Origin of the sequence: Pseudomonas sp. 18058, assembly GCF_902706155.1 — a bacterium.
In the GTDB taxonomy this organism is placed as follows: domain Bacteria; phylum Pseudomonadota; class Gammaproteobacteria; order Pseudomonadales; family Pseudomonadaceae; genus Aquipseudomonas; species Aquipseudomonas rustica.
On the sequence record NZ_CACSJY010000018.1, the window covers coordinates 1 to 14358 of the forward strand.

Below are 14358 nucleotides of genomic sequence, written 5' to 3' on the forward strand. Positions count from 1 at the left end.
TCGCGAAGGCGGTGTGTCAGATAAGCTGATGTCGACTGACACGACGCATTCGCGAGCAAGCCCGCTCCCACAATGGATGTGTATTTCATGGCCAGCCCTGCGTAATTAAGGGGCGAATTGCGGTCAGAGGTTTTGGCCAGATCAATCCCCTTTTGGCCTTTCCTGCCGTTCTCCGATTCGCCTCGCGCCGCAACACTGGACGCAACCGAACCAGCCTTGCGGAGAACAACAAATGCTGACGATCTACTCAGACGATCACCACCTGCACCACGGCCGCTGCGAACTGATCGATGGCCAGCTAAAACCGTGTTTCGAGATGCCCTCGCGCGCCGACCATGTGTTGCAACGCGTACAAAAACAGAACCTCGGCCCGGTCGAAGCACCGAAGGATTTCGGCCTCGACCCGATCGCCCGTATCCACAGCCGCGACTATCTCGATTTCTTCAAAGGCGCCTGGGATCGCTGGACTGAATTCAACACCGACGGCGACTTGCTGCCCTATACCTGGCCGGCGCGCACCCTGCGTGCAATAAAACCGACCAGCCTGCACGGCCAACTCGGTTATTACAGCTTCGACGGCGGCGCGCCGATCACCGCCGGCACCTGGCAAGCAGCCTACAGCGCAGCGCAAGTCGCCCTGACCGCTCAAGCAGAAATCCAGAATGGCGCACGCGCAGCCTTCGCCCTGTGCCGCCCACCGGGACACCACGCTGCCAGCGATTTGATGGGCGGTTATTGCTACCTCAACAACGCCGCCATCGCCGCGCAAGCCTTCCTCGATGCAGGCCACAAGAAAGTCGCGATCCTCGACGTCGACTACCACCACGGCAACGGCACGCAGTCGATTTTCTACGAGCGCAGCGACGTGCTGTTCACTTCGATCCACGGCCACCCGGAAGCGGAATTCCCGTTCTTCCTCGGTTATGACGATGAACGCGGTGAAGGCGCCGGTGAAGGCTTCAACTTCAACTATCCGCTGCCCGCCGGTTCCGCCTACGACGTCTGGAGCGCAGCGCTGGAGCAGTGCTGCGACGAGATCGACCGCTACGGCGCCGACGTCATTGTCGTGTCGCTCGGTGTCGACACCTTCAAGGACGATCCGATCTCGCAATTCAAACTCGACAGCCCGGATTACCTGGCGATGGGCAAGCGTATCGCCGCCCTCGGCAAGCCAACGCTGTTCGTCATGGAAGGGGGTTACGCGGTCGAAGAAATCGGCATCAACGCGGTGAACGTGCTGGAAGGTTTCGAGCAGTAACCCCGACAGACTGGCGCACAAACTGACCCGCCACTGCGCGGGTCTTTTTTTGCCTGCGATAAATAGTTACCACCAAACGCCAAAGAACCCCCGCTACCTTCGCGAATCCGATGCTGCGTTTTGCAGCCTCATCGTCAGAAGGATCTGAACATGCTCAACAACGAGCCCGATTCTCAACCCACGCCCACTCCACCCGGCGACCTGTTGACACAACTGGTCACTGGCCCTTCCCTGCGTGAAGTCGCCTCAACGGTGCTTCGCTCGACACTGGCCGGGCTTTACCCGGCCCTTGAACTCGATCCGGATCTGGTCATGGTCGGCACACCTTCCTGGATCAGCGACGGTGAACAGATCATTGCGGGGGATACTCGTTTCGAGTCCCTGACCGACGCTCTGCTGTGGCACGTGATCGCCAGCAAACCGGTGATGTACATCGACGGTGAACAGTTCCTGACTCGACAACCGGGCGCCAACCCGACCATCCAGTTACCCGTCAATATCGATGCCATCGGCCGGCAGCTCAACACGCTGGCCTCGGTGTTGTTCACCGCCTATCAGGAACAGCAGCTCGATTACTGGAACCAGCTCACCAAGCCCGACACGCCTCGCTGGCAGGAGCTGTCGCTGGCCCTGCGCGCCCGTTGGAACCTCAAGCGGGTCAAAGGCTGGGACGCCGATCAACTCGCCCTCGCGCGCCTGGTATTCAATTATCCCGACCGCGCCCTTCGCCAGTCCCATGATCCTTACCAGACGCGGGTCTGCCTGATTGATCTGGATCGCGGAGGCGCAGCCGCGCAGCACCTCAACATCATGGACATCGCTGTGGTCATCGGCGTGCAGGGTGAACGCACGCTGATCCTCAGCCACTCGGTGGTCATCGGCTTTCGTGCCCATTCTTCACTGGAAGAACTGAGCGAATACCTGAGCCAGTTTGCCGATCAGCCACCGGAGAGTCCGGTCGAGTGGCGATTAGTCGAACCCGAAGGCAATTTTTTCGACACCCAGGCCTGCACGTTGATCGCCCTCCAGGCTCAGGCGCTGGGCGAGCTTGATTTCAGCGACAACCCGGCAAGACCAGCCCCGGACACCAACGCCCATCACGCGCACAACAACGACGCGCGCTTCAATCGCATCAACCCGTTATTACCAGAGTGGCTGAGCCGAGCGAATTCCAACGACCTCAGTGCGTTCAGCCGCCACCTCATGGAGTTGGCCGCCGTACGGCAGAACAGTGCCACTTCATTTGAAGATGACATCCCGCCGATTCAGCGTTTCGCTCTGAACAACATCAGCTTGCTGATGCAGAAAAAACACCCCGAAGCCAAAGACCTGAAACTTGAAGATCTGCGTATCCGCATTACCAGTCCGGTGGTCTGGGGTACTCAGGCCACCGGCACTAGCGAGACGCTGATCCTGAGCCTGGCCGAACTGGCTCTGGAAAACCTGATCGCGGAACCGTTGGGCGATAAAGAACTGTATTTCCTCGGCGCGCAAAGCGTTCCCCACTGGCTGACGACCGCCTATGTCGAAGAGCTGGTCACCACGCTTAATGTCGGTAAAACCTACCCGGCGCGGATCAAGGATCGACTGATCGATGACCCGGTCAAGTCGGCTTATCTAGAGGATCTGTACAGCCGTCACTTGCGAGTGCAACTGCCGCTGATCGCGCTGCAAAACAAGATCCGCGGCGAAGGCGGCATTGATGAGCAGGGTTATCGTTACGTCGTCGCGGTGATGAGTACCGACGGTGAAAGTCGCCGCGTCGACGATCAGGAAATCGTCATCCGGCCACTGTCGTTCGTCCTTGACCAACAGGCCGATGACAGCGCTGATTCCGTCACCAACATGTTCGTGATCGGCCCGCGTGACCCGACTAGAGGCCCGTGCCTGCTCTACCGGCCCCTGCTGGATAACGCACTGACTCAGTACCCGACACCGGCGAGTCTGATCTACGCCATCAAGCATTCGAAAAAGATCCGCGAATCGGTACTCGCCTGGTTGCCGGATCGAGTGCGCGCCACTTATTCAAACTACATTTTCCACGGCGACTTGCCCGACCTCGCGGTGCTCGCCGAGCTGCTGACCAATCCGCTCCTTAACGTCAACCTCAATAGACCGGTGAGGCTGGGCGGCAACGTACTGGCAGGTGATTACCTGCCTGCTTTGTTCAAGGCCAATGCCCACGCGCTGATCGATCTCGCCGACCGGCAATCGGTATCAAACGCCGAAAGTCATTGGGCGACGCTGAAACTGGGGGCGTGGAAACTGTTTAACGCGGTGCTGCCATTTCTCAATCCGACTTTCGGCGCGGCAGTGTGGATCTGGCAGATTTTCGATGACCTGCAGCAAACACTTGAAGCTGCACAAAACGACGACCACGAACTGGCTGCCCACGCCCTCACTGACCTGCTTCTGCAATTGGCCATGGTGCTGGCCCATCGCGCGGCCACGCGGGGCAGGCCGACTCGCCGGATCGGCGAAACCGAAGCGCAGGTCAAAAACACAGTCGTTGAAACACCTGTGCACCCGACGAAAATCCAGATGAAACAGCTCGCGGACATTTCATCCGTCGACTTGCCGGCCAGCCATCAATTGGCAATCCATAGCGATGGCGCGCTCAATCGCACGCCCGTCAGCCTTGGTCAGGCTCTGGAACGCTTTGCCATCAACAAGCCGCCCGAGTTGGGACAACCCATCAATGAGGGCCCGCAGCAACACCTCTATGCCAGCGACGACAAGCTCTACGCCAATGTCGGATCGCGCTGGTTCGAGGTTCAACTCAACGACCAGCACGATGTACAGATCATCGACTCCCGCCACCAGCCACCACGCCCGGGGCCCCTGCTGGTACATAACCTTCAGGGGCGCTGGTTCATCGATACGCGCCTGCGGTTGCGCGGTGGCGGGCTCAAAAGCCGCAGAGCCGAAGTGCTGCGCAAGAATGCACAGCGGGTCGACGAACTGCGCCAGCAACTTAAACAATTCGACAACCAGCTGGGGCCGACGAAGGCGGCGTTGGTCGCTGCGCGCAAGGCGATGCTCAGTGCGCCGGATGCGACCTATCCCGCCCACGAAACGGTATTTCTGCAAAAGCTTGAAGCACAGATCCGCGCCTACGACGGCGCCATCAGCTCGGTCAAAGAGCTGAACCGCTTCGATGCCGTTCCGCGTTACCGCGCCTCAATGATCGAGATGCTCAGAACCCAGCTGTTTTTCAATCAGTCGTGGATCGATCAGATCGAAACGGCATTCAAGTCGTCGCTGAACGAGACATTGAAGCTGCTGGCCGGTGAGGAGCTAGGGATCAAGCCGGCTGATCTGGGCCCTTACAAAGAGATGCTCAGACTGACCACCCTGATGATCCAGCGTACAGAAATGGCTCAAGCGAGTTTTCTCGAACTGAACATTCTCGGCAAAGAAGCCGCGCAAGTTGCCAGTGATTTCAAGAGAAAACTGCCGGAGTACGAAGTACCGGACATGAAAGCACTACGGGTAACGCTGACGCGTCCGTTCTGCGTCAAAGAAGGCAACAGCGCCAGGCTGGACGCTGTTCGGGAAAACCTCGAACGTCTGGTCGACGAGGCCGATCTGGCGATTCAGAACTCCCTGGATCTGCAACGTGAGGATCATGTCCTCAGCGATAGCCAACGTATCGAGCCGCTCAATGCATTGGTCGATCAGTTCGCCATCATCGACTCGCGATTACGCGATCTTGCGCTGCAGTCAGCCGCAGAGCTGATACCCGATCAGCTTGAGCAATTGCAATTACACATCAGCGAATTCAGCCAGCAAAGCACCCACCAACTGACTCAACTGTTGCGTGACCGTGGACCTCAGCAGCCACAGCCCGGCCCGTCACGCGCGCCGGTAAAGAAAGCCATCAAAACGCGCTTCAAAGGCACTCAGCTCGCGGTGCCACGCAAAGAAGCCGAGGGTCACGTGCAATTGGCGGATGTCAAAGCCAGCCTGACCGGCAGGGTATTGGCAACCTTTCACAAAAAGGAACCGGGCGTTTGGGTGCAACGCCTGCGCAGCAAACCTCCGAAAATCCTGCCACCGAGAAGTTTGAGCAGCCTGATGAACTCGGGGCAATCCTTGCTGGATGCGCTGCAGGGCTTTATCGAACGGCAAAAAAGTCTCGCTCATGAAGCGAACCGGCTGCCGATCGAAGTCGAAGAGTCGCTGAACCACCACGCCAATCAGTTGCACGATACCGCCAAGGCCATCGAACAGGCGTTGCGTTCTGCGCCCTCTTCAAATGCCCAGGCGAATACCGCGACCCTGCTCAAAGAAAAACTCGACGCGGCGGTGAAACAGCTCAAGACCGAGGGGCATTCACTGCGCGTGAGCATGACCAAACGCCAGTTGCCCACAGCGCCGCGCGTCGAATGGCTAGTGGCGCAGCAAGAGGTGACGATTGCAGTGATTGCCGGTCGGCGTCGGCTCAAAGGCCCAAGGAAAGACTTTCTGCAGGAATATGAAATTCGCGACCGCAAAACCAACGCCGTGCTGTGGTACGCGCACTTTCATTACGAGCGCGCCGACACGGTCGCCGAGTTGTTCAGCGCTGCCCACCTCAAGACCCGAGACCAGCGCCTGTTAGGCGGAGCCTACAACCTGACCAGTGCGTCCAGCACACAGGATGTGATCGCCATCTACCGCAGCGAGATCGGCGTGCAACTGGCAAAAAATCTGTTTTTTTCTGTCACCACACCTTCCACATCGCAGGCACACGCATGAATCCAGTCATCACATTGGCTTCCAGCCCGTCCACGCCCTTGCTCGATAAAAGCCGTCTGGTCAACCTGACCAGCCATGGGCCGACGCTGGCAGGTGTTGCTGCGCAATTGCTCAGCGAAGCCGTACACGGGTTATATCCCGAGCTGGCACTGAATCCAGACAAGTGCATGATCGGTACACCGCAATGGCGTGAAGAAGACCATCAGATCGTTGCCGACACCACTCGTTTTGAATCCCTGAGCCACGCGTTGGTACGCCTGAATTTGTACGGTGCCGCGGCCAACTTTCTCGCCGGTGAACACTTCCTGACCACGGAACCCGACGCGCCAACGCCCAGGCATCTGGCCGTCGACATCGAGGAGATCGGCCGCCTGCTTAATGAGTACGCGCCGCTGCTGTTTGTCGAGTATCAGGAACGCCAACTGGACTTCTGGAACAGCAGCAGCCGCTCCGAACCGCATTGGCAAGCACTTGCCGACTCTTTGCGCACAGCCCTGGACGTCAACCAGGTGCAGGGCTGGAACACCGAAGAGTGTGCCTTGGCCCGGCTGATTTTCACCACGCCGGACAAGAACATTCGATTGGCAACTCAGGGTGATTTCAGCGACATTCGGGCCGGCCTGATTGATATCGACATTCTCGAAAGCGCTGGCGCAACTCACCTGTTGCTGGGCGGCGCGCTGGTCATTCGCGCTCGTCACGAAGGGCACGAGCGGGTGTTGATGTACACCATCGAGAGCGGCTACGAGTCGTTTGCGTCGATGGATGCGCTGGGGGCGTCGTTGCCCTCACGCCTCTCCGAACAGCTGGACGGGCGACCGATGCAGTGGCGATTGTTCGAGCCGGATGGCAACATTTTTGATCACATGGCCTGGGCATTGGTGGCTTCGCAGCTCGACGCCATTGTCGCGATCAGCGCCAGTGACAGCGACAACCCTTCCGCTGCGGCCACCCTGACGGAATCGGTGATACCCGTCGACGAACAGGCCCGACTCGATCAACTCGACGCAGCAATTCCGGACTGGCTGCACAACGCCTCCGCCAAAGACCTCGCCGCTTACAGTCGATACATCACCGGCCTGGGCAAGCTGTACCGCGACCCGCAGGTCAAAATCAGCAAAGATCTGATCGAGCCCATCGACCGTTTTGCCCAGCGGCTGATGCACGAAGCAATTATTCGCGACAAACAAGCCGAAGGCGCCGCCGCCCTGCCCCTGGATGATCTCGAGATCAGCATCACCAACAGCTTTACCGCCGGTGATCTGACGTTGCCCAACGTGCTCGACACCTATTCGCGCAACCTCGGCGAGTTCGCCCTGGAAAATACCGCGCCTTATCAGGCCAGCCTGCGTTTCAAACACGGTGAGCCTGTACCGGCCTGGCTGACAGTCGATCTGTTGGTGCGGCTGTCAAAGCAAGTCGATATCGGTCAGGTCTACCCACAGCTGATCAAGCGCAGGTTGCTCGACGACCCACAGGAGTCTGCGCGTCAGGCGACGCTGTATCACCAGCAATTGCGCATGCTGCTGCCGCTCGCTGCGCTGGAAAACAAAGTTCGCGCGCAGAACGGGTTTGATGAAACCGGTTTTGCCTACATTCGCCAATTGGTCGGCGAACCCATCGTGCCTTCACAGCGGATTTCCATCTGCCCGCTGACGCTGATCCCGCAGCATCGACTGGTCAGCGCCGCGGACACCGTCACCAACATGTTCATCATCGGCCCGGGCGATCCGGACAATGGTCCATGCATCCTGTACCGCCCGCTGTTTGAACCGACGCTGATGCAATTCCCGTCACGACAGAATTTGCTGTACGCCTTGCATCAACCGGGCGAACTCAGGGATTCGGTACTGGCCTGGCTGCCCGATCGCAACCTGAGTTTCGAATATGCCCAGTACGTGTTCCCCGTAGGATTGCCGTCGCCTTGGCTGATCACGCAACAGCTCTCCGACCCCAATCTGCGTCTGGACGGGCTCGGTCACGTGAATTTCGGCCATGACGAAATCAACGGTGACCGGCTGCAGACGCTGTTCGAAAACAACGCACGGGCCATCGTGGAACTGGCGGATCGTCAATCGCTGTCCAACGCCGATCAGCGCTGGCTGTTGCTGCAGGAAAGCAGCTGGAGCCTGTTCAATGTCGCTTCGAATTTTCTCAGCGGCGCGCTCGGGACAGCCGTTTGGGTGTGGCAAAGCATTGAGGAAATCCAGCAGGCGCTCGACGCGCATGAACGCGGTAATCGCCTCGGCGAGTGGACTTCACTGGGCAATGTGCTGTTGACGCTGGGGATCATTCTGACCCACCACGCCGTGCGGCAACGACGTCGGATTTCGGGCACGGCAGGCACCCCACGAACGGTCATTGAAGTCCCGCGCAAAATCGAGGTCGCCCCGGTGAGCTCACGTTTTCAGCCAATGCCTTTGCTCAATGAACTGCCGCCTGAACACAGTTCATCGCTTGAAGTCGGCGGCTCAGTGCCACGACGCAACTCCGCCGAACTGGGGCGCTATCTGGATTCGCTGAAAGTGACACCGCCCGACCTGAAGCACGAAGCGTTGATCACGCTCAACGTAGAGCCGCCTCACCTCTACCAGCTCGGGGACAAGACCTACGCGCAGGTGCGCGAACGCTGGTTTGAAGTGCGTCTGGATCCCGAGGATCAAGTCACCCTGTGTGTACCGGGCGATCCGACGCGCAGTGGCCCGCTGTTAACCCACGGTCTGCAGGGATTGTGGTACATCGACACCCGTTTGCGCCTGCGCGGGGGTGGCCGCAAAAGTCGTCTGCAGCATTTCAAGCACGCCAACGAACACCGAAAACAACAACTCGAAGACGCATTGAAGGCGTTCAAGGAGCGCGAAAAAATCCTCCAGGCCGAGTTGAACACGACGTTCAACGAAAAACTCAGGGCAGCCCCACCGGCAAGCGCAGCCGCCACGCGCGCTTACGGGCAAAAAGTGGAAACGGCCATCAACGAGTACGCGACGGCGCTGGATCAACTGCGCGAATGGCGCACCAAGGGCGGCACGGTCGGTTATGTGTACGACATGGTGCGCATGACCACAGAACTGCACAAAAACATCTCGGCCTGGTTTTTAATCAACAGGAATGCCTACGATGCAGCCACGCATGCAATGGCCTTCAACGTACCCGCCGATCAACCGATCCCCCGCCAGATCTACGTCGACACCATCAGCCGTTCGATCCATCTGGGCCAGCAACTGGAAGAGAAACTGACCCTGGCTCGTACCTCCCTTGAGCAGCTCAAGGCGCTTGGTAAAACCGGCATCATCACAGCGACAAGACTTGAAAACCTCATGCCCCGTGCTACCGCGCTGGATTTCAAAGCCAATGAAATCGGCATGTCCAACGAGCTGTGCCTGGAAGACCGCGGTGGCCCGCTCATGGGTCAGGCTCGCGAAGATGTCAGTAGCATTATCATCAGTGCGGCGAGAGCAGCGCATGAGCTGGCTGTGCAGATCAATCCCGGAACACCCTCAGCGACACCCGCTGCGGAGCTGGAACGGATGAACCACTTCCTCGAAACCTTCAACGATGCCGACGAGCGCTTGCTCGAGCTGCCCGATACTCACCCGGGACTGGTCAAGCGCGCCCCGGTGATGCATCTGCGCACGGTGATCGAAGAGTTTCGGCAAGTGGCGCAGACCCGTCTCGACTCTCTGCTGCTCAATGAAGAATCCCTGCAGATCACCGAGACGTCACAATCCGAGCGCCCCGGTCCATCGCGGGCGATGATCAAGGTGCACAAGTCCCGACCACGCGATCCAGCCCCCGCAGCCCCGGCGCAAAAACCCGCTGAAGCAGTGAATAAAATACTGCCAAAATCATCTTCGCCACCGACGCCGGCTCGCGACGATATCGACACCATAAACAATGCCCTGGATCTCACTCTCGATTACCCCAACTTTCTCAAGCGTACCCGCAAGGATGCGCTGCGGCCCTCACGTATTCCTGCCGACATGCAGGACATCCATGATCAGTACGCGCTGAAACTGGAGCGCAGTGCTGACGAGGTCGAACAAGCGCTGAAAAACTTGCGCGAAGCCAAAAAAGAGCAGCCTCCAGTGGCAGAGCTGAGTGCTGAACTGCGTGAAGCAGCCCGACATGTCAGGCAGGAAGGCGTGAATATCCGCGCCAGCCTGTACAAACTGCGCAAGCCGACGCAAACCGCCTTCAATTGGATGTACGAGCAAGCGCAGGTCAGTCTCGTACGTGATGAGCGCGGACGGATTGCAACGAAACAGTTCGGCGATTACTTTCAGGAATTCCGGATTCTGGACAAAGCCAATCACAATCGGCCGCTGTGGGTTGCCCACTTCCACTACAAAACGCTGCAGACACCGTCCGACCAACCGACGACGGCTCACCTGAAAGTCGCCGACGGCTACCTGGAAACGCTCACCGTGGATCAGCAAAAATCATTGAATGCGTTCGATCGGGTCAACGGTGTTTTGCGCAAACTGACTGATCCGGCACTGCGCAAACTGTTCCTCGATCTGCCTGTGCTGGAGGAACCTGCCGTCGAAGAAAACCCTTGATCTCAGCCCCGCCAAACCTTTCGTAAACGCCCGAGTGCCGCAGTGATCGCGGCCTCGGGCACGGCGGCAAAACCCAGCACCAGGCCGGCGCGTTGATCCGCCGGCAAGGTTGAATCCGGCAGCCAATAACTGCTTAAACCGTTGATCTCGACATCGGCGCTGGCGGCCAGACCGATCAACTGTTGCTCGCGGGCCAGTGTGTCCACGGGAATGGTCAAATGCAGACCGGCCGCCACACTCGGCAGGCTGCCGACGCCGGGAATATCACTCGGCCAACCGGCCAACAAGGTGTTGCGCCGGCTCAATGCTGCACGGCGCATCCGCCGAATGTGTCGCTGAAAATGCCCGGCCGCCATGAACTCCGCCATCACCGCTTGGGTGCTCACTTCCGAGTGGCGCACATCCACCGCGCGGCGCTGGGAAAAGGCATCCACCAGCGCTGGCGGCAACACCAGATAACCCAGGCGCAGCGCCGGGAATGCGACTTTGCCGAAGGTGCCGACGTACAACACCCGCCCCTGCCGATCGAGCGCGGCCAATGGCGCCAGCGGTGCGCCGGTGTAACGGTACTCGCCGTCGTAATCGTCCTCGACGATCCAGCCTTGCGTGCGCTCGGCCCACGCCAGCAATTCCAGACGTCGCGCCAGACTCATCACCACGCCGGTCGGGTATTGATGAGATGGCGTCACGTAGGCGACGCGACAATCCGTTGCCGCTGCCAACGCCGCGCAATCAATGCCCTCCTCGTCCACCGCAATACCGCGCAATCGCGCACCCGCTACAGCGAACGCATGACCCGCCGCGCGGTAGCCAGGATTTTCGATGCCGACACCATCGCCCGGCTCCACCAGCAACTGTGCACAAAGGCTAATACCCTGCTGCGCGCCACTGGTGATCACAATTTGCTCAGCGCTGCACTGCATGCCGCGCGAACTGCGCAGATACGCGGCGATCATTGCGCGCAGGCGCGCATCACCGGCCGGGTCGCCATAACACAGCTGCTGCAAATCCGGCTTGCGCCAGAAAGCCGCGTTCAGCTTGGCCCATACCTCAAAAGGGAACAGATCAAAGGCCGGCACACCGACACGAAAAGCACGCGGCGGACCACTCGGCGGCTTGGCCAAATGGTTGTTTTCGATGCGTGAAAAAGTATCGCTGTGGATAACTTTACTGGATGGAATCACAGGTAAATCCAGCCAATTTGTGGATAAGGCTGTGGGTAAGCCTGTTGACAACCCTGTGGATACTTTTGTGGATAGTTTTTTCGCCGAGGGCGGCGGCGCCGACAATTGCGCGACGTAAGTGCCGTCGCCGACCCGCCCCTCGATAAACCCCTCGGCATACAACTGATCGTAGGCACGCACCACGCTGTTACGCGAAATCGCCAACGCCGCCGCCAGATCGCGACTGGCCGGCAGCCGCGTACCACTGGCCAAGCGCCCATCGAGTACGCGCAGACGCAATGCCTGATAGAGCTGGCGGCTCAGGCCCTGCCGGCGATCAAGCTCGATACCGGCGGGATTGAAGGGCATGGACAGCGTTGACGAATCAGGCATGGTAATGGACCTATGAAATTGGTCATCAATGGCTCTTACAACAGACCAATAGCCTGCCTAGGATGCAGGCATTCGCCAAGGAAAATCTGTCCATGTACACGCCGCGCGCCTTTGCCATTGAAGAACTGTCCCAACTGCACGAACTGATCCTCGCCACCCGCCTCGCCATTTTGGTGACTCATGGCGAAAACGGTCTGCAAGCCAGCCATGTGCCGGTGCTGCTGCATTGCGAACAAGGCGAGTACGGCACGCTGTACGGGCACCTGGCCCGCGCCAATCCACAATGGAAAGACCTGCGTGACGGCGCCGAAGCCATGCTGATTTTTGCCGGCCCCGACACCTACGTCAGCCCGGGTTTTTACCCGAGCAAGGCCGAGCACGGCAAAGTCGTGCCGACCTGGAACTACATCGCCGTGCACGCCTATGGCCACGCCGAAACCTTCAGCGATGGTGGACGCCTGCTCGACATCGTCAGCACCCTCACCGACCGTTATGAAGCCGGCCGCGCCCAGCCGTGGTCCGTCGCCGATGCGCCCGCCGATTACATCGACGGCATGCTCAAGGCGATTGTCGGTTTTGCCATTCCCATCGACCGCCTCGAGGGCAAGCGCAAACTCAGTCAAAACCGCAGCGCCGAAGACATTGCCGGCGTGCGTGAAGGTCTGGCCGCCAGCCCCGAAGTCAACGATCAAACCCTCGCCCAATTGATGCGCTAAGGAAATCACCATGAGTCAGATCGACATTCGCCAGGTCAGCGCCGCCGACCGCGCCGCGTGGCTGCCGTTGTGGCAGGCCTACCTGCGCTTCTACAACACCGAACTGCCGGACGCCGTCACCGACAGCACATGGCAGCGTTTCCTCGATCCGAGCGAACCGACCCATGCAGCGTTGGCCTGGGCCGATGGCAAAGCGGTCGGCATGGTGCATTACATCTATCATCGCTCGAACTGGAGCATCGAAAATTCCTGCTACCTGCAGGATTTGCTGGTGACCGAGGAAACACGCGGCACCGGCGTCGGCCGCCTGCTGATCGAACACGTTTACGCCACCGCCAAGGCTGACGGTTGCTGCAAAGTGCACTGGCTGACCCACGAATCCAACGCCACCGCGATCCAGCTCTACGAGCGCATCGCCGAACGCCCGGGCTTCATCCAGTTTCGCAAAGCCATTTAAGGAGAGGCACCCATGATCATTTCACCGGCTGACTGGAAAGGCGTCCCCGCCCCCACCGCCACATTGCTTGAAGGGCGTTTTATTCGCCTCGAACGACTCGACCCGGCACGCCACGGCGACCAACTGTTCGCCGCCCTCGAAGGCCCCGGCGCCGACCCGAAACTCTGGGATTATTTGCCCTACGGCCCGTTCCCGGAACGCAGCGTTTTCGACGCCTGGCTGAACAACCATGCGGCCGCCAGCGATCCGTATTTCTTCGCGGTCATCGACCGTGCGAACAACCAGGTGCAAGGCATCCTCAGCCTGATGTCGATCGTCCCGGCGCAGGGCCGCATCGAGATCGGCCACGTCACCTTCGGCGCACCGATGCAGCGCTCGCCGAAAAGCACCGAGGCGGTATACCTGCTGGCCAAACATTCCTTCGACCTCGGCTACCGCCGCCTCGAATGGAAATGCAACAACGGCAACGCCCGCTCCAAATACGCCGCCGAACGTCTGGGCTTCAGCTTCGAAGGCGTGTTCCGCCAGCACATGGTGGTCAAAAGCCAGAACCGCGACACCGCGTGGTACTCGATTGTGGATTCGGAATGGCCGGCGATCGGCGCCGGGTTCGAGCGTTGGTTGAGCGATGAAAACCAGACGCCGGATGGACAGGTGAAAGGCTTGGTTGAGTGCCGTAGCTGAGGCACAAAGCAAAAGATCGTCCGAACGCGGCCCGAGCCTGCGGCAGCTCCTACATTGACCTGTGTAGGAGCTGCCGCAGGCTGCGATCTTTTGATCTTTAACCCACGTCCCTACGGATGCGCACCACGCTCATTTTCATCCCGAAACAACGGAACACTGCATTCAACGACTTCATCGTCTGATTAACTTCACCGTGCTCGATATGAACTAATGTACGGACTGAAATTTTGCACATCCTTGCGAACTGGTTTTGATGCAACCCAGTCACTTCCACGCGTAAACGCCGAACGGCTTCACCGATTTCCAGTGTCCCCTCAGCGATTGCCCCTTGGATGCTTTCCATTAGCACCATTCGCTCAGCAACTGTCATTCCCACATCATTACCTCC

General features: G+C 59.2%; 8 protein-coding genes. 6 read left to right on the forward strand and 2 right to left on the reverse strand.

The features are described 5' to 3' along the window. Nucleotides 1–232 precede the first annotated feature (232 nt). The 3 genes from GVL50_RS12115 to GVL50_RS12125 all read left to right on the forward strand — a co-directional run bounded on the left by GVL50_RS12115 (nt 233) and on the right by GVL50_RS12125 (nt 10557). Nucleotides 233–1258, forward strand: coding sequence for a histone deacetylase family protein (locus tag GVL50_RS12115; protein WP_159813176.1), 1026 nt, complete (start codon nt 233–235; stop codon nt 1256–1258). Between the two features lie 150 nt (nt 1259–1408). Next, on the forward strand, nt 1409–5998 hold the full coding sequence (locus GVL50_RS12120; RefSeq protein ID WP_159813178.1) for a hypothetical protein: 4590 nt from the start codon (nt 1409–1411) through the stop codon (nt 5996–5998). Then, on the forward strand, nt 5995–10557 hold the full coding sequence (locus tag GVL50_RS12125; RefSeq protein WP_159813180.1) for a dermonecrotic toxin domain-containing protein: 4563 nt from the start codon (nt 5995–5997) through the stop codon (nt 10555–10557). The genes GVL50_RS12120 and GVL50_RS12125 overlap by 4 nt, the downstream gene beginning before the upstream one ends. 2 nt (nt 10558–10559) lie before the next feature. Here GVL50_RS12125 and GVL50_RS12130 read toward each other — a convergent pair whose 3' ends face one another. After that, nucleotides 10560–12113 (reverse strand): PLP-dependent aminotransferase family protein, encoded by a 1554-nt coding sequence (locus tag GVL50_RS12130; protein ID WP_159813183.1) that lies wholly within the window; start codon nt 12111–12113, stop codon nt 10560–10562. Between the two features lie 92 nt (nt 12114–12205). Between GVL50_RS12130 and GVL50_RS12135 the strand changes: the two genes are divergently transcribed. Genes GVL50_RS12135 through GVL50_RS12145 form a run of 3 tightly spaced genes read left to right on the forward strand, consistent with a single transcriptional unit; the run spans nt 12206 to nt 13970 of the window. Further along, nucleotides 12206–12829 carry an FMN-binding negative transcriptional regulator gene (locus GVL50_RS12135; protein WP_159813184.1) on the forward strand — a complete coding sequence of 208 codons (624 nt, stop codon included), beginning with the start codon at nt 12206–12208 and terminating at the stop codon, nt 12827–12829. 10 nt (nt 12830–12839) lie between these two features. Continuing rightward, on the forward strand, nt 12840–13286 hold the full coding sequence (locus GVL50_RS12140; RefSeq protein ID WP_008078822.1) for a GNAT family N-acetyltransferase: 447 nt from the start codon (nt 12840–12842) through the stop codon (nt 13284–13286). Between the two features lie 12 nt (nt 13287–13298). Then, complete coding sequence (locus GVL50_RS12145) at nt 13299–13970, forward strand: GNAT family N-acetyltransferase (RefSeq protein WP_159813185.1); 672 nt, start codon at nt 13299–13301, stop codon at nt 13968–13970. 97 nt (nt 13971–14067) lie between these two features. On the opposite strand, the gene GVL50_RS12150 is transcribed toward GVL50_RS12145, so the two are convergent. Then, complete coding sequence (locus GVL50_RS12150; protein WP_159813187.1) at nt 14068–14346, reverse strand: helix-turn-helix transcriptional regulator; 279 nt, start codon at nt 14344–14346, stop codon at nt 14068–14070. Nucleotides 14347–14358: the final 12 nt, after the last annotated feature.